This is a genomic window from Curtobacterium sp. AC272 (assembly GCF_979258155.1).
Genome location: NZ_OZ409838.1, coordinates 3517550 through 3534831 on the forward strand (window position 1 = coordinate 3517550; position 17282 = coordinate 3534831).

Here is a 17282-nt window from a genome sequence, read left to right on the forward strand (position 1 = left end):
CTCGACAGAGCATCACCCGTCGTCTGCAGGGAGACGGCGGGACGGCCTTCCAGGGGAGACCCGATTGCTGCTCATCGCCGCGGCTCTGCTCACCGCCTCGATGCACTCGCTCGGAGTGGTCGAGGCCCCCGTCGCGCCTCCGACCCATGCCGCCACGGCCACCGTGACGGTCGCGCTCGTCTCCGAGCGCCACACGGTGCCGCAGCCGGTCATGACCGGGGGACAGATCGACGTCGACACCGTGGCCGACGCGCACGGTCGGGCGTTCCTCGACGACCTCGGGGTCCTCGGCGCCGGTGACCTGCGCCGCGCCGCCGACGACCGCCGTGTCGTGGCGACCGCCCAGGACGACCCGCCCGCGGCGGCCGTCGTCGCGCAGTGGTGGGCGGGACTGGGCGCCGACGAACAGGGCACGCTCCTGGTCCACGCGCCGTCGATCATCGGCAACCTCGAGGGCGTGCCGTACGCCGTCCGCGACCGCGCGAACCGGTCGACCCTGACCACCGGACTCGCCGACCCCGACACCGGCGCCGCGCACGCCGCGATGCTCGGACAGGTGCGGGACTCGTTGCGGCGCGAACCCGGTGACCCGCAGCGGTTCCTCATCACGCTCGACACCCGGGCGGCGGGCCGAGCGGCGATCAGCATCGGTGACCTCGACACCGCGGCGGACGTCACCGTCATCGTCCCCGGGATGTTCTTCACCGTGACCGGGCAGATGGCCGACTTCACGAACACCGCCAACGACCTGGCGAGCGAGCAGGCGACCCTCGCGCCGCTGGCCGCCGGTGGCTCCGGCGACGGGACGGGCGTCGCCGTCGTGGCGTGGATGGGTTACCGCACGCCGGACCTGTCGAACATCATGTCGCTCAGCCTCGCCGACTCCGGGGCGCAGCGACTCGAGCGCACCGTCGACGGCCTGCGGCAGATCCGCGGCGGCGACCAGCCCCGGCTGAACATCGTGGCGCACTCGTACGGGTCGACGATGGCACTCATGGCGCTCGCCTCCGGACGGATGAGCGCCGACACCCTCACCGTGCTCGGGTCACCGGGCAGTGACGTCCGGTCGGCGGCGGACCTTGACGTCGCCTCGGACGAGGTGTTCGTGGGGGTCGCGCACAGCGACCCGATCGCGGGGTCCGGGTACTACGGCACGGACCCGGGCGGTTCGTCGTTCGGCGCCACCGTGATGAACCTGGCCGGCGGTGCCGACGCACTGGCCGCCGGGGAGCTGTTCCGCCGTCCGGTCGGGCACAACGACTACCTCAAGCCAGGCACCGCATCGTTGCACGACGTAGCCCTGATCGGGATCGGCCGTGGTGACCTCGTCCGTGAGCAGGTCCGACGCGGCAGCACCGGTGACGACGGCGTCGTCGGAGCGTCGGTCGACATGTACCTGGTCCGTCCGCAGGACCTGCAGCCGCGCGACTGACGGGGCGCGGCCCTGGGCGTGACCGGATCGTGACCGGGGCCGACGTGCCGGGGCCGCACCGGGCCTCCTGGCCGGATCCGCGGCCCCGCGCGGATCGCGACCCGCGACAGGTGGTGCCTGAGCGGCAACCTGAGCGACGGCGCAGCCTCAGTCGGTTCCACGGCAGAACCAGTACAGCCCGCCTCCCTACGGTTCGGGGCATGCGTGTGGTGCGATGGCCTGGTGCTCTCCTGATGTTCGTGGTGATGTCCGTGCTCGCCGGCATGCTCGTCGCCGTCGCGGTGACGCCCGCGGTCGCCGTGGCGGGTGAGGGCACCTCGGGTGCGGTCGCGTTCTTCGAGGACCTGCCGAGCTACCTCGACGTGCAGACGCCGCAGCAGGTGTCGTCGGTGTACGCGACGAAGGGCGGCAAGCAGGTCAAGATCGCGTCGTTCTACGCCGAGAACCGGACGAACGTCACGGCGGACCAGATGGCGGACACGCTCAAGGAGGCCGCCATCGACACCGAGGACCCCCGCTACCAGGACGAGGGCGGCATCGACGTCCTCGGCACGCTGCGCGGAGTCGCCGCGACCGTCGTCGGTGGCGACGTCCAGGGCGGATCGAGCATCACGCAGCAGTACGTCAAGAACGTCCTCGTGCAGCAGTGCGAGGAACTCACCGGCAAGGACCAGGCCGCCACGGCGAAGAAGGTGGAGGCCTGCTACGAGGACGCGGCCGGCGTCACCCCGCAGCGGAAGCTGCAGGAGATGCGGTACGCGATCGCCGTGAACAAGAAGTACTCGAAGGACGACATCCTGACCGGGTACCTGAACATCGTCGGGCTCGGCGGTCGGGTGTACGGAGCCGAGGCCGGTGCGGAGTACTACTTCGGGGTGCACGCGAAGGACCTGTCGCTCGTGCAGTCGGCCACGCTCGTGGCGATCCTCAACAACCCCTCGAACCTGCGCATCGACGTGCCCGGTGACAAGGCGAACGGGCAGGCGAACGGCTACGCGCTCACCAAGGAGCGACGCGACTACGTCCTCCGCCGCATGCAGGCGCACGGGTCGATCACGAAGGCCGAGATGACGAAGGCCATCGCGACCCCGGTCACGCCGAAGATGACCGAGACCGCGAACGGCTGCTCGACCGCGGCGACGAACTACGACGCTGGCTACTTCTGCGACTACGTCCGCGACCAGGTGCTGCAGGACCCGGCGTTCGGCAAGACCGCCGCGGCGCGCATCGCGACGCTCGACACCAAGGGCCTGCAGATCCACACCTCGCTCGACCTCGACCTGCAGGGCCAGGCGCAAACCGCACTGTCGACCTACGTGCCCGCCACGATGGCCGGCGTCGACGTCGGCGGCTCCAACGTCACCGTCGAGCCCGGCACCGGACGCATCATGTCGATGGTGCAGAACACGTCGTACACGCAGGGCGACAACGCCGCAGCGGGGTCGACCGCGGTGGACTACAGCGCGGACTCCGGCTACGGCAACTCCGGCGGGTTCCAGACCGGCTCCACCTACAAGGTGTTCACCCTGGCCGAGTGGCTCGCGACCGGCCACACGCTCTCCGAGTCGGTGTCGACCACCGAGCACACGTTCCAGAACTCGGAGTTCACGAACTCGTGCCAGAACGTCAGCGGTGGGACGTGGCCGGTCGCGAACGCCGAGTCCGTGCCGGCGTCGATGACCGTGCAGGCCGCCACCGTCGAGTCGATCAACACCGCCTTCGGCGCGATGGGGAAGCAGCTCGACCTCTGCAAGATCGCGCAGCTCGCGCAGTCGATGGGCATCCATCGCGCCGACGGCGGTGCCCTCGGGCAGACCCCTCGTCGATCCTCGGCGTCAACGAACTGTCGCCGATCGACCTGGCCGAGGCGTACGCCGGCTTCGCGAACGGCGGCGTCGTCTGCACGCCGACCGCGATCGACTCGGTCACCGAGGCGGACGGCACGAAGATCACCCCGACACCGTCGTCCTGCACGCAGGGGGTCTCGGCGGACGTCGCCGGCACCGTCGACTACGCGCTGCAGGGCGTGCTGTCCGGCTCCGGCACCGCCGCCAGTGCGAACCCCGGCGACAGCGTGCCGAAGTTCGCGAAGACCGGCACCACCGACGGCGACGTGCAGAACTGGCTCGTCGCGTCGTCGACGAAGTACACGAACGCCACCTGGATCGGGAACGTGCAGGGGAGCGTGAGCCTGGCGAACTGGCCGTTCCTGCAGGGCACCACCGGGTACAGCGCGAAGTTCGGGGTCGGGAAGTCGATGATGGCGTACCTGGACCAGACGGTCGGCGGGGACGCCCTGCCCACGCCGAGCCAGGCGATGATCGGGCAGGCGAGCCACTCGTCGCAGTCGTCGCAGTCGCAGTCCTCGGCGTCGTCGGGATCCGGCGCGTCGCAGGCCGGCCAGCCGACGCCGACCACGCCGACGCAGACGGCGGCTCCCGCTGCTCCGGCGGCACCTGCGGCGCCGGCCGCGCCGGCGGCACCCGCCGCCACGGCGGCTCCGGCAGCGGGCGACCAGAACGGGAAGTGACCGCTCGGGTCCACGCCGCCGGGAGGCCCGTCACCGGTCCGCCGGACCGGTGACGGGCCTCCGTGCGGCCGTCCACAGCCGCGCCTGCGCGATCGACCGCAGCCAATAGACTGTCGGACGTCCACGAACCGATCGACGGAGCACCATGCCTGACATCACGAGCGAGCAGGTCGCGCACCTGGCGAACCTCGCGCGTATCGCACTCACGCCCGACGAGATCGAGAAGCTGACCGGGGAGCTGTCGCACATCGTCGAGAGCGTCGCCAAGGTCGCCGAGGTCGCGACCGACGACGTCCCGCTGACGAGCCACCCCGTGCCGCTCGGCAACGTCACCCGACCCGACGTCGTCGGCCAGACGCTGACGCAGGAGCAGGCGCTCTCCGGAGCGCCGGACTCCGACGGCGAACGGTTCCGAGTGACCGCCATCCTGGGAGAAGAACAGTGACCGACATCACGCGGATGAGCGCCGCGGCGCTCGCCGACGCCCTCGTGGCGCGCGACGTCTCGAGCGTCGAGGCCACGCAGGCCCACCTCGACCGCATCGCCGCCGTCGACGGCGACGTGCACGCCTTCCTGCACGTCAACCAGAACGCCATCGCCGTCGCGAAGTCGATCGACTCGCGTCGCTCGGCCGGCGACGACCTCGGGCCCCTCGCCGGTGTCCCGATCGCGATCAAGGACGTCCTGTGCACGCAGGACATGCCGACCACCTCGGGCTCGAAGATCCTCGAAGGGTGGATGCCGCCGTACGACGCCACCCCGGTCGCGAAGCCCGCGCCGCCGGCCTCGTGCCGCTCGGCAAGACCAACATGGACGAGTTCGCGATGGGCTCGACCACCGAGTTCTCGGCGTACGGGCCGACCCACAACCCGTGGGACCTCGATCGCATCCCCGGCGGGTCCGGCGGTGGCTCGGCCGCTGCCGTCGCCGCGCACGAGGCACCCATCGCCCTCGGCTCCGACACCGGTGGCTCGATCCGTCAGCCCGGCGCCGTCACCGGCACCGTCGGTGTGAAGCCGACCTACGGAGGAGTCAGCCGCTACGGCGCGATCGCCCTGGCGTCCAGCCTCGACCAGATCGGGCCGGTCGCCCGCACCGTCCTCGACGCCGCGCTCCTGCACGACGTCATCGGCGGGCACGACCCGCGCGACTCCACCTCGATCCCCGACGCCTGGCCCTCGATGGCCGCCGCCGCCCGCGAAGGACTGCAGGCGGACACGCTGCGCGGTCTGCGCGTCGGCGTGGTGAAGGAACTCGCCGGGGGCGACGGCTTCCAGGCCGGCGTCACGCAGCGCTTCCAGGAGACCGTCGCCCTGCTCGAGTCGGCCGGTGCGGTCGTCGTCGAGATCGACGCCCCGTCGTTCGCCTACGCGATCAGCGCCTACTACCTGATCCTGCCGGCCGAGGCCTCGTCGAACCTGGCGAAGTTCGACTCGGTGCGCTTCGGCCTGCGCGTCACGCCGGAGAACGGCGCGACGGTCGAGGACGTCATGGCCGCCACGCGCGAAGCCGGGTTCGGTCCCGAGGTGAAGCGTCGCATCATCCTCGGCACCTACGCCCTGAGCGCCGGGTACTACGACGCGTACTACGGCTCGGCGCAGAAGGTCCGCACGCTCGTGCAGCGCGACTTCCAGGCCGCGTTCGACCAGGTCGACCTGCTCATCAGCCCGTCGGCCCCGACGACCGCGTTCCCGATCGGTGAGCGCATCGACGACCCGCTCGCGATGTACCTCAACGACCTCACCACGATCCCGGCGAACCTGGCGGGCGTGCCCGGCATGAGCATCCCGAACGGCCTCGCACGAGGACGGCCTGCCCGTCGGCGTCCAGCTGATGGCCCCGCAGCGCGAGGACGCCCGCCTGTACCGCTACGGTGCGGCGCTCGAGCGTCTGCTCGAACAGCAGTGGGGAGCCCCGCTCATCGACCGGATCCCGGACCTCGACCAGAGTCAGCAGTCGGCTGCGCAGGAAGGTGTGGTGATCTGATGGCGCAGAAGGACGCGCTCACGGACTTCGACGAGGCACTGGAGCGCTACGAGCCGGTGCTCGGCTTCGAGGTGCACGTCGAACTCGCGACGAAGACCAAGATGTTCTCGGACGCGCCGAACTTCTTCGGTGGCGAGCCGAACACGAACGTGACGCCGGTCGACCTCGGGCTGCCCGGGTCGCTGCCCGTCGTCAACGCGCAGGCCGTCCGGTACTCGATCCAGCTCGGGCTCGCGCTCGGCTGCTCGATCGCCGAGTCGTCGCGGTTCGCCCGGAAGAACTACTTCTACCCGGACAACCCCAAGAACTACCAGGTCTCGCAGTTCGACGAGCCCATCGCGTTCGAGGGCGAGGTCGAGGTCGAACTGGCCGACGGCACGATCTTCAACGTCCCGATCGAGCGCGCCCACATGGAAGAGGACGCCGGCAAGCTGACGCACGTCGGTGGTGCCACCGGCCGCATCCAGGGTGCCGAGTACTCGCTCGTCGACTACAACCGCGCCGGTGTGCCGCTCGTCGAGATCGTCACGAAGCCGATCTTCGGTGCCGAGCACCGTGCCCTCGAGCTCGGTGCCGCGTACGTGCAGGTCATCCGCGACCTCGTGCGCGCACTCGGTGTCTCCGAGGCCCGCATGGAGCGCGGCAACCTGCGCTGCGACGCCAACATCTCGCTGCGCCCCCGCGGCCAGGAGAAGCTCGGCACCCGCACCGAGACGAAGAACGTCAACTCGTTCCGTGCCGTCGAGCAGTGCGATCCGCTACGAGATCCAGCGCCAGGCCGCGATCCTGGCCGACGGCGGCTCGATCACGCAGGAGACCCGCCACTGGCACGAGGACACCGGCCGCACCTCGGCCGGCCGTCCGAAGTCGGACGCCGACGACTACCGCTACTTCCCCGAGCCCGACCTGCTGCCGGTCGTGCCGGACCCCGCGGTCGTCGAGGAGCTCCGTGCGTCCCTGCCCGAGGCCCCGGTGGCTCGCCGTCGTCGCCTCAAGGGTGACTGGGGCTTCGCCGACCTGGAGTTCCAGGACGTCGTGAACGGTGGGCTGCTCGACCAGGTCGAGGGCACCGTCGCCGCCGGGCTGCGCCGCAGGCCGCCCGCAAGTGGTGGACCGGCGAGATCAGCCGGGTCGCGAACGCCCAGGACGCCGAGCCCGGCGACCTCGTGTCGCCGCAGCACGTCGCCGAGGTCATCGCCCTCGTCGAGTCCGGTGACCTGACCGACCGCCTGGCCCGCCAGGTGCTCGAGGGCGTCATCGCCGGCGAGGGCTCGCCGGCCCAGGTCGTCGAGGCCCGTGGGCTCAAGGTCGTGTCCGACGACTCGGCGCTGACCGCCGCGGTCGACGAGGCGCTCGCCGGCCAGCCGGACGTGCTGGCGAAGATCAAGGACGGCAAGGTCCAGGCCGCCGGCGCCATCATCGGTGCCGTCGTCGAAGGCCATGAAGGGCCAGGCGGACGCCGCCCGCGTCCGCGAGCTCGTGCTGGAGCGCGCGCAGCAGGCGCTAGACGAGTTCCGGCGACGGACGGGAGGCGCGGTGCTGGCGCCGCGCCTCCCGTCCGTCCGTGGTCGCGTTCGAGATCGTCGAATCTGGGGACGCGTCAGCGACCCGGTGACAGGATGAGTCGTGTCCGCAACGATCCGCGCCATCGGAACCGCCGTCCCGGAGACGACGCTCGAGCAGGCTGCCGTGCGAGACCTCTCGCTGCGCAGCCCGAGCTCGGTCGTCTCGGCCGGCGGCTCGTCCCCGCAGCCTTCGACGCCTCGGCGGTCGAGCACCGGCACACCGTGCTGGCCGAACTCGACCGGAGCCGTCCAGCGGGCACGTTCCGCGACGCGGACGGCGCGCTGCACTCGCCCTCGACGGGCACCCGCAACGACCGCTACCGCGAGCTCGCACCGACGCTCTTCGTCGAGGCTGCTCGTGACGCCCTGAACCGCGCGGCCGTCGACGCGGCGTCCGTCACCCACGTCGTCACGGTGTCGTGCACCGGCTTCACGCAGCCCGGCCCTGACCTGGACATCGTGACCGAGCTCCGCCTGCGCCGTGACGTCTTCCGCCACCACATCGGGTTCATGGGGGTGCTGCGCGGCGTTCCCGGCGCCTCGGATCGCGGCCGCGTTCGCCGAGGCCGACCCGGACGCCGTCGTGCTGGTCGTCTGCGCCGAGCTCTGCACCCTGCACGTCCGCGCGAGCGACGACCCCGACCAGATCGTCGCGAACAGCGTCTTCGGGGACGGTGCCGCCGCCGTCGTGGTACCGCCGACGGCCCCGGCCTGCGCCTCGACGCGTTCGCCACCGCCGTCGTGCCCGAGAGCGCCGGCGAGATGGCCTGGAACATCGGCGACGAGGGCTTCGAGATGGTCCTGAGCACCGCGGTCCCCAAGCTCGTCGGCAGCAGCGTCGCCGAGGCCGTCGCGTCGCTGCTCGACGGACCGGCCGCCGACGTGCCGGTGTGGGCCGTGCACCCCGGGGCGTGCGATCCTCGACCGCACGCAGCAGGCGCTCGACCTGCCGGACACGGCGATCGCGGCGAGCCGGACGGTGCTGCGCGACCACGGGAACATGTCGAGCGCGACCGTGCTGTTCGTGCTCCGCGAGGCCCTCGACGTCGGGGTCCCGGACGGTGCTGCCGTCGTGGCGCTCGCCTTCGGCCCCGGTCTCACGGTCGAGAGTGCGCGACTGACCACGGTGCGCACGTGAGCCGTCCTGACGGCGGCTCCACGGGCCTCCCGGTCCTCGACCTGCGCACGCGCGCGGTCGACCTGACCGAACTCATGGACGACCCGGACTGCGACCCGCGCGCGCTCGCGCGGACCTTCCGGCGCTTCGCCCTCGTCAACGCCCTGGTGAGCGGCTGGCGTTCGGCGTGGCGGACCCACGTCGTTCCGGCCCTGCCGGTGAACGGCCGCGCCCGGGTCCTCGACCTCGGGCGCGGCGGCGACCTGGCCCGGGCCGTCGTGCGGTGGGCGGCGAGCGACGGGTTCGACGTCGAGGTCGTCGGGGTCGACCCGGACCCGCGGGCGATCGACGCGGCGAACCGGCGGGCACCGCGGGGTGTCACCTTCCGGCAGCAGTCGAGCGGTGACCTGGTCACGGCGGGCGAGCGGTTCGACGTCGTGGTGTCGAACCACGTCCTGCACCACCTGGGCGACGACGAGCGGAACGGGTTCCTGGCGGACTCGGCGGCGCTCGCGTCGGGTCGCAGCGTGCACTCGGACATCCGTCGGTCACGCGAGGCCTACCGGGCGTACGCGCTGGCGTCGCCGCTGGTGTCCGCGGGGACCTTCGTCCGGGTCGACGGCTTGCGGTCGATCCGCCGGTCCTTCACCCTGGCGGAGCTGCGGGACACGCTGCCGACCGGATGGCGAGCGGAACGGGCATCGCCGCACCGGGTGCTGGCCGTCCGCGACGCCTGACGGTCAGGGCACTCCGCGAGCCGGGCGGCCACGTCCGCTAGCGTCGCCGGTATGGCTGCGTTCCCACTGCACCGCGTCGCGGTCCTGGTGCTCGACGGCGCGAAACCGCTCGACGTCGGGATCCCCGCGCAGGTGTTCTCGAACCGGCCGAGCATGCCCTACGAGGTGCGGGTGTGCGGCCCCCGGGTCGGTCGGATCACCGGCGGCGACGGGTTGGCCTACGCGGTCGACCACGGGCTGGAGGCACTGGACTGGGCCGAGACCGTCTTCGTGCCCGGCTACCGCCGCCCGTCGGACTCGGCGCCGCCGGCCGACGTCGTCGCGGCACTCGCGCGGGCCCACGACCGCGGCGTCCGCATCGCGGCGATCTCCACCGGGGCGTTCGCGCTCGCGGCAGCCGGGCTGCTCGACGGCCGCCGGGCGACGACGCACTGGCACTACACGCGGGTGCTCCGTGAGCGGTACCCCGAGGTGGACGTCGACGAGGACGTGCTGTTCGTCGACGCGGGCTCGGTGCTGACGAGCGCCGGCGCCGCGAGCGGGATCGACCTGTGCCTGCACATCGTCCGACAGGACCACGGTGTGGCGCTGTCGAACCACGTCGCCCGACGGCTCGTCAGCGCCCCGTACCGCAGCGGCGGCCAGGCGCAGTACGTGCCGCGGAGCGTTCCCGAACCGCTCGGCGACGTGTTCGCCGACACCCGGGAGTGGGCGCTCCGGCACCTCGCCGAGCCGCTCACGCTCGAAGCGCTCGCGCGGAACGCCACGGTGTCGACCCGGACGTTCTCACGCCGGTTCGTGGAGGACACCGGGTACACGCCGATGCAGTGGGTGCTGCGGGCGCGCGTCGACCTCGCGCGCGAGCTCCTGGAGCAGTCGGACCTCGGCGTCGACCAGGTGGCCGAGCGAGCGGGCCTCGGCTCCGACGCGAACCTGCGGACGCACTTCCGGCGGATCCTCGGGACCTCGCCCACCGAGTACCGACGGACGTTCCAGGACTGACCGCGCCGTCGCGGCGGTGGTGGCGACATCCTTTCGGACACTGGCGTCCCTGCCACTGGAGCCGTGCCTCCCGGCCCGTGAGCATGGACCACGGAACGAAAGGAACTCCACATGACCCGCATCGCCATCAACGGCTTCGGCCGCATCGGCCGCAACACGCTCCGCGCCCTGCTCGCACGGGGCGGTGACGACCTCGAGGTCGTCGCCGTGAACGACCTGACCGCCCCCGACACGCTCGCGCACCTGTTCCGCTACGACTCCGCCCTCGGGCCGTTCGACGGCACCGTCGAGGTCGACGGCGACACTCGTCATCGACGGCCGCCGCGTCCGCGTGCTCGCATCGACCTCGCCGGCGGACCTGCCCTGGGCCGAACTCGGCGTCGAGGTCGTCCTCGAGTCCACCGGACGCTTCACCGCACGCGACGCGGCAGCCGGCCACCTGTCCGCCGGCGCCCGACGGGTCCTGATCAGTGCGCCGGCCACCGCAGCGGACGCCACCATCGCGTTCGGCGTGAACTCGGACACGTTCGACCCCGCCGTGCACACGGTGATCTCGAACGCGTCCTGCACCACCAACGCGCTCGCGCCGCTGGCGTCGGTGCTCGACGACCTGGCGGGCATCGAGCACGGGTTCATGACCACCGTGCACGCGTACACGCAGGAGCAGAACCTGCAGGACGGGCCGCACCGCGACCTGCGTCGGGCCCGCGCAGCCGGCGTGAACATCGTGCCGACGACGACCGGGGCGGCCAAGGCCATCGGGCTGGTGCTGCCCCGCCTGGAGGGCAAGCTGTCCGGTGACGCCATCCGCGTGCCGGTGCCCGTCGGGTCGATCGTCGAGCTGAACACCGTCGTCTCGCGGGACGTGACCGTGGACGAGGTGAACGAGGCCTACCGTGCCGCGGCTTCCGGTCCGCTCGCCGGGGTCCTGGCGTTCACGGCGGACCCGCTCGTGTCGACGGACATCACCGGGCGGCCGGAGTCGAGCATCTTCGACTCGCTGCTCACCCGCGTCGACGGGGCCGGCACGTGAAGGTCGTCGCCTGGTACGACAACGAGTGGGGCTTCTCGAACCGCGTGGTCGACATCGCTCGGGATGCTGGCGCGCGCGTAGGCCGCGGGCCGAGGGCCGCGGGCCGCAAGACTCGGCCTGAGCGGCATGCTCGCGCTCTGGAGCGCGAACCGTGTCGCTCAGGCCGAGTCTCGGGTGACGTCAGCAGCGCGTCAGCGGATCAGCGCGGTCGTGCTCGCGAAGGCTCGGGAGCGCACGGCCTCGCGGTACCGCTCGAGCGCCGCGTCGTCGGCACCGACCGACTCCAGCGCCGCGAGCCCTGCGCCGAGCACCGGGGGATCGGTCACCCAGGTCGGCACCGCTCCGGGGACCCGGTCAGCGAGCCCGTCGACGACACCGTCCACGAGCAACGGGTGCCGAGCAGCGAGCACCCGCCGCCGAGCACGACGGGCACCGGCTCGGCCGCCGAACCACCGAGGCCCAAGCGCTCGAGCGCGACCGCGGCGAGCAGGACGATCTCCTCCGCCTGCCGTTCCACGACGGCCCGAGCCACCACGTCACCGGCTCCGGCCACGTCGAACAGCACCGGGCAGAGCCGGTTGAAGACGCGCTGGTCCAAGCAGCCGAAGTGGATGGCCTCGGTGACCTCGCGGACGCTGCGGAGGCCCACCGCCGCCGGCACCGCGTCGACCAACGCCGTCGCCGGACCACGGCCGTCGTCGGCCCGCGCCGCGTGCCAGAGCGCCCGGTTGCCGAGCCACGCGCCGCCACCCCAGTCGCCGGAGACGTCCCCGATGGCCGGGAACCGTGCGGTCGTACCGTCGGCCCGCACCGCGAGGGCGTTGATCCCGGTGCCGCACACCACGGCCGCCGCGTCGGGGGACAGGGTGCCGGCCCGCAGCAGCGCGAACAGGTCGTTGTCCAGGACGTGCGGTTCGCCGCCGTCCTCGGCCCAGTGCGCGAGGGCCGCGGTCGCCGCGACGAGCTCGTCGTGCAGGTCGAGCCCGGCCAGGTACACGTGCGTCGTGCGGATGCGCCGGTCGCCCAGCTCGCTGACGACCCGCGCGCGGACGTCGTCGAGGATCGGGCCGGCGAGGTCCCATCCCCGCGTCTGCGGGTTCGACCCGGGACCGCGTGCGTGCCCGACGATGGTCCCGTCGAGCGCGATCGCGACGACGTCGGTCTTGCTGCCGCCGCCGTCGACGGCGAGCACGACGTCGGTCGCGTCCGGCGGGACCGGCGCGGGCGGACGGGAGGCTCGGGCCGGGCCCGCCGCGCCGGTCCGGCTCAGCCCGCCCACGTCACCTGCTCCGATCGCGCCCACGGGATGTGTTCCGCGTTCGCGGCCAGGAGCAGGTCGGTGAGCTGCTCCGCCTTGTCCACCTGCCCCACGAGCGGGTGCGCCCACATGGCGCGGAGCACCCGGTCGCGGCCGCCGTGCACCGCGGCGTCGAGCGCGAGCCGCTCGTACCCGGCGACGTGCGACACGAGACCGATCATGTCCGGGGCGAGCGGGGAGACCGGCAACGGCGTGATCGCCTCGGCGGGTGACACGCGACGGCACCTCGATGACGTGGTCGTCGGGCAGGAACGGGAAGGTGCCGTCGTTCCGCACGTTCAGGACCTGCACGTCGCCGCGGTCGCCGAGGATCGAGGACAGCACGTCGATCGCCGCCTCGGAGTAGTAAGCGCCGCCGCGCTGCTCGAGTTCGGCGGGCTTCGTCACGACCGACTCGTCGGCGTACTTCGCGAGCAGGGCCCGCTCGGTCTCCATGACGGCCTCGGCACGGGTGGGCTCGTGCAGCTGCTCCTGCAGCACGATGTCGTGCGAGTAGAAGTACCGCAGGTAGTACGAGGGGATCGCGTGCTGCAGACGGAGGAGGTCCGGGTGCATGTGCACGCTCTCCGCCGTGCGGCCGAGGGCACCGTCCGACTCGGCGAGCAGGTCCGCCATCACGTCGCGCTCGACGCCGTCCGCGCCCGTGACGTGCACGCCGCGCTCCCACGTCAGGTGGTTCAGGCCGACGTGGTCGAGCCGGACGTGGTCGGGGGCGACGCCGAACTCCTTCGCGAAGCGGCGCTGGAACCCGATCGCGACGTTGCACAGGCCGACGGCGCGGTGCCCGGCTTCGAGCAGGGCGCGGGTGACGATGCCGACGGGGTTCGTGAAGTCGACGATCCAGGCGTCCGGCTTGGCGTGCTTCCGGACGAGTTCGGCGTACTCCAGGACGACGGGCACGGTGCGGAGCGCCTTCGCGAACCCGCCCGGACCGGTGGTCTCCTGCCCGATGCAGCACGCTTCGTGCGGCCACGTCTCGTCCTGCTGCCGTGCGGCCTGCCCGCCGATGCGGAGCTGGAACATGACGGCATCGGCGTCGGTGACCCCGGCGACGACGTCGTCGGTGACGTGGATCGTGCCGGGGTGGCCAGCGTGCGCGAACATCCGCTTGGCGACGCCGCCGACGAGTTCTCGGCGCACCGGGTCGGGGTCGACGAGCCAGAGCTCGTCGATGGGGAGCTGGTCGCGGAGCCGGGCGAAGCCGTCCACGAGTTCGGGGGTGTAGGTGGATCCGCCACCGACGACTGTGAGTTTCACTGGAGCTGCTATCCCTTCACGCCGGTGAGCGCGATGCCCTCGACGAATGCCTTCTGTGCGAAGAAGAAGATGATGACGACGGGGACCATGACGACGACGGTCATCGCCATCGTCATCGACCAGTCGGTGCCGTGCTGTCCGCGGAACGTGGCGAGCCCGTACGCCACCGGCCAGGCGGCCTGGTTCTCGGACGCGTACAGGAGCGGGCCGTAGTAGTCGTTCCACGAGTGGAAGAACATGAAGATCGCCGCCGACGCGATGCCCGGGCGTGCCATCGGGACGACCACCCGCCAGAGCACGCCCCACTCGCTGCAGCCGTCCATGCGGGCGGCGTCGCCGTACTCCTTCGGGATGGTCATGAAGAACTGGCGGAGCAGGAAGATGCTGAAGGCGTCGCCGAGCAGGTTCGGCAGGATGAGCGGCCACAGGGTGCCGGTCAGGTGCAGGTGCGACCACATCACGTAGACCGGCACCGCGGTGACCTGCGGGGGCAGGAGCATCGCGACGATGATCACCGTGAAGATCAGGTTCGCGCCCTTGAACCTGATCTGGGCGAGCGCGTAGGCCGCCGGCACCGAGCTGATGAGCATGAACGCGGTGGCGAGGACGGCGTACATCGACGAGTTGCCGAACCACTGCGTGAGCGGCAGCTCGGTGAACACCCGCGCGTAGTTCGAGAAGTCGAACGGCCGGGGCACGATCGACGCCGTGAGGGCCTGGTTGCTCGACATCAGCGAGGTCAGGACCACGAACACGATCGGCGCGATGGTCAGGACGCCGAGGGCCACCAGGGCGGCGTGCTCGGCGATCCACACGAGCGTGCGACCGCGCGGTCTGCCGGTGCGGGGAGCGGAACCCCGGGGCGCCCGGGTGAGCGGGGACTGGGACACAGCGGTCATCAGGACTCCTCCGGCCGGAACACACTGATCCGGCGCATCGTGAAGACGAGCACCACGGCGGTGATCACGAACAGGACCACGGCCATGGCGGACGCGTAGCCGAACTGGAAGTTCGCGAACCCGTGCTGGTAGAGCAGCTCGGTGTACGTGAGCAGCGAGGTGCCCGGGTAGCCGAGCTGGGCGGCGGTCCCGCCACCGATCGTCGCCTTGCCGCTCGCGACGCCCGAGGCGACGGCCGCTTCGGTGAAGTACTGCAGCGCGGCGATCACCCCCGTCACGGCGGCGAACCCGATCACCGGGGCGATCGTCGGCAGGGTGATGTGCCGGACCTGCTGGACGCCGTTCGCACCGTCGAGCGACGCGGCCTCGTACAGGTCGCGCGGCACGTCGAGCAGCGACGCCAGGAAGATGATCATGATGTCGCCCATCACCCAGACGCCCAGGATCACGAGCGACGGCTTCGACCACGCCGGGTCGTTGAACCACAGCGGGCCGTCGATGCCGAAGACCCGGAGGATCTGGTTCACCGGCCCGGTGCCCGGGTTGAAGAGGAAGACGAACGCCACGACGCTCGCGACCGGCGGGACGAGGGCGGGCAGGTAGAACAGCGTCCGCCAGAACCCGGTGGCCGTCTTGGCCCGGCTGAGCAGCCCGGCGACCAGGAGTCCGCACACGATCCGGACCGGTACCAGGACGACGACGAACCACAGCGTGTTCACGACCGCCGGCCCGATCTGCGGGTCCTGGGTGAACAGGAACTTGTAGTTCAGCAGCCCGACGAACTCGGGCTCCTGCAGCTGGTTGTAGCGCGTGAACGAGTAGAAGATCGATGCGACGAGCGGGTAGGCGAAGAAGATCACCAGGCCCGCCAGGGCCGGCGCGAGCATCGTCAGGGCGACGAGGCGGCGCCGGGACTCTGCGGAGCGGGGCCGACGTCGCGGAGCCGTCGGGGGCACCGGACCGGACCCCGTCGGTCGTGGGCCGGGCGGCGCGGGCGAGCCGCGCCTCCCGGCCGGTCGTCTTGGTGGTGAGGCTCATCACGGACCAGCCAGCTGGTTCGCGTTGTCGATGTCGGAGTCCAGCTTCTCGAGCTTCGCGTCGAGGTCGCCGCCGTTCTGCTGGTAGGCCTGCCAGAACTTCGTGAAGGTGCCGATGTAGGCGGCGCCGTCCGCGGTGCCGGGCGAGGTCATCGTGTCCTTGTTGCCCGCGACGTCGACGAAGGTCTTGTAGTTCTCGTCGACCTCGAGGTCGGGGGACTCCAGCGCCGAGGTGAGCGTCGGGATGTTCTTCAGACCGTTGCCCATCGTGACCTGCGCGTCGGTGTTGGTGGACAGGTACTTCAGGAGCGCCCATGACAGCTCGGGGTTCTTGGACCCCTTCGCGATGCCTGCGACGTTGCCCGCGATGTACGTCGAGCCGTAGTTGCCGAGGCCGTCCATCACCGGGGTCGGGGACGTGCCGTAGTCCAGGTCCGGCTTCTGGTCCTTGAGGAACGCCGTGCGGTACTCGCCGTCGATCTGCATCGCGACCTGACCGGTCTGGAACGCGTTGTCGGCCGCGAACTCCTGCCCGAGGCCGGAGGTGAAGGCCTTGAGCTTGTCGTAGCCGATCTCGTCGACGAAGCCCTTCTGCCAGGTGATCAGCTTCTTCCACGCGTCGGACGTGCCGATCACGCTGTTGCCGTCCTTGTCGAGCCATGAACCGTCGACCATCGGCGCCCAGTGCTCGGGGGAGTTCTCGTAGAAGTCGATGAGCGGGTTGAAGCCGAGCTGCTTGATGGAGCCGTCGGCGTTGTACGTCGTCAGCTTCAGCGCGTCGGTCTTGAGCTCGTCGAGCGTCTTCGGCGGGGCCGTGATGCCCGCCTTCTCGAGCAGCGGCTTGTTGTACATGAGCGCGCTGACGTCGGCGAGGGCCGGCAGGGTGCAGCGCGTGCCCTTGTACTGCGTGTACGACTGCACGGCCTTCGGGATGTCGGACAGGTCGACCTTGTCGCGCTCGATGTACGGCGACAGGTCGCGGAACGCCCCCGAGGAGCAGAAGCTGCCGACGATGGCGGTCGAGTACGACAGGCCGACGTCGATGTTCTGGCCGGACGAGATCGCCTTCTGCAGCTTCTCGTCGTCCTGTCCGGCGTGGATGTCGACGGTGACGTCGGGGTTGGCCTTCTCGAAGCCCTCGACGGCGGTCTTCACGACGCCGGCTTCACGGCCGGTGAAGAAGTGCCACAGGGACACGGTGCCCTTGAGCTCCTTCGGGGCGCTCTTCTCGATCGAGTCGGCGCTGCTGCCGGAGCTGCAGCCGGCGACGACGAGGGCGCCGGCCGCGGCGACGGCCGTGGCGGTGGCGATGCGGCGGAACACCCGGCGGCGCGGGACGTTCGGTTCGGGGAGGGACAAGGCGGTACTC

Annotated in this window: 10 protein-coding genes and 5 pseudogenes; 10 read left to right on the forward strand and 5 right to left on the reverse strand. The window is 71.3% G+C overall.

What is annotated here, in order from left to right; all coding sequences use genetic code 11:
* Positions 1–64: 64 nt before the first annotated feature.
* The 10 genes and pseudogenes from ACZZ0J_RS18125 to gap all read left to right on the forward strand — a co-directional run.
* Positions 65–1432 carry an alpha/beta hydrolase gene (locus ACZZ0J_RS18125; RefSeq protein ID WP_463437917.1) on the forward strand — a complete coding sequence of 456 codons (1368 nt, stop codon included), beginning with the start codon at positions 65–67 and terminating at the stop codon, positions 1430–1432.
* Between the two features lie 470 nt (positions 1433–1902).
* Positions 1903–2412: pseudogene (locus tag ACZZ0J_RS18130) on the forward strand (transglycosylase domain-containing protein); the annotation flags it as partial.
* A 659-nt stretch (positions 2413–3071) separates the two neighbouring features.
* Positions 3072–3488: pseudogene (locus tag ACZZ0J_RS18135) on the forward strand (penicillin-binding transpeptidase domain-containing protein); the annotation flags it as partial.
* A 57-nt stretch (positions 3489–3545) separates the two neighbouring features.
* Positions 3546–3962: a hypothetical protein gene (locus tag ACZZ0J_RS18140; RefSeq protein WP_463438255.1), complete on the forward strand. Its 417-nt coding sequence runs from the start codon at positions 3546–3548 to the stop codon at positions 3960–3962.
* Positions 3963–4107: 145 nt separating this feature from the next.
* Positions 4108–4407, forward strand: coding sequence for an Asp-tRNA(Asn)/Glu-tRNA(Gln) amidotransferase subunit GatC (gene gatC, locus ACZZ0J_RS18145; protein WP_111085021.1), 300 nt, complete (start codon positions 4108–4110; stop codon positions 4405–4407).
* Positions 4404–5948 (forward strand): annotated as a pseudogene (gene gatA, locus ACZZ0J_RS18150) (Asp-tRNA(Asn)/Glu-tRNA(Gln) amidotransferase subunit GatA). The gene gatC and the pseudogene gatA overlap by 4 nt, the downstream one beginning before the upstream one ends.
* Positions 5948–7448 (forward strand): annotated as a pseudogene (gatB, locus tag ACZZ0J_RS18155) (Asp-tRNA(Asn)/Glu-tRNA(Gln) amidotransferase subunit GatB); the annotation flags it as partial. The pseudogenes gatA and gatB, both read left to right, overlap by 1 nt.
* 119 nt (positions 7449–7567) lie before the next feature.
* A complete protein-coding gene (locus ACZZ0J_RS18160) occupies positions 7568–9367 on the forward strand; it encodes a methyltransferase domain-containing protein (RefSeq protein WP_463437918.1) in 1800 nt (599 codons plus the stop codon).
* A 51-nt stretch (positions 9368–9418) separates the two neighbouring features.
* Positions 9419–10369, forward strand: coding sequence for a GlxA family transcriptional regulator (locus ACZZ0J_RS18165; RefSeq protein WP_463437919.1), 951 nt, complete (start codon positions 9419–9421; stop codon positions 10367–10369).
* Positions 10370–10480: 111 nt separating this feature from the next.
* Positions 10481–11455, forward strand: a pseudogene (gene gap, locus ACZZ0J_RS18170) (type I glyceraldehyde-3-phosphate dehydrogenase); the annotation flags it as partial.
* A gap of 138 nt (positions 11456–11593) precedes the next feature.
* On the opposite strand, the gene ACZZ0J_RS18175 reads toward gap, so the two are convergent.
* The 5 genes from ACZZ0J_RS18175 to ACZZ0J_RS18195 all read right to left on the reverse strand — a co-directional run bounded on the left by ACZZ0J_RS18175 (position 11594) and on the right by ACZZ0J_RS18195 (position 17272).
* Positions 11594–11728, reverse strand: a complete 135-nt coding sequence (locus ACZZ0J_RS18175) for a hypothetical protein (protein WP_463437920.1) — start codon at positions 11726–11728, stop codon at positions 11594–11596.
* Positions 11725–13977, reverse strand: coding sequence for a family 4 glycosyl hydrolase (locus ACZZ0J_RS18180; protein ID WP_463437921.1), 2253 nt, complete (start codon positions 13975–13977; stop codon positions 11725–11727). Before ACZZ0J_RS18180 ends, ACZZ0J_RS18175 begins: the two co-directional genes overlap by 4 nt.
* Positions 13978–13985: 8 nt before the next feature.
* Positions 13986–14876, reverse strand: a complete 891-nt coding sequence (locus ACZZ0J_RS18185; protein WP_123340746.1) for a carbohydrate ABC transporter permease — start codon at positions 14874–14876, stop codon at positions 13986–13988.
* Positions 14876–15763, reverse strand: coding sequence for a carbohydrate ABC transporter permease (locus ACZZ0J_RS18190; protein ID WP_463437922.1), 888 nt, complete (start codon positions 15761–15763; stop codon positions 14876–14878). The genes ACZZ0J_RS18185 and ACZZ0J_RS18190 overlap by 1 nt, the downstream gene beginning before the upstream one ends.
* A gap of 150 nt (positions 15764–15913) precedes the next feature.
* Positions 15914–17272: an extracellular solute-binding protein gene (locus ACZZ0J_RS18195; protein WP_463437923.1), complete on the reverse strand. Its 1359-nt coding sequence runs from the start codon at positions 17270–17272 to the stop codon at positions 15914–15916.
* Positions 17273–17282: the final 10 nt, after the last annotated feature.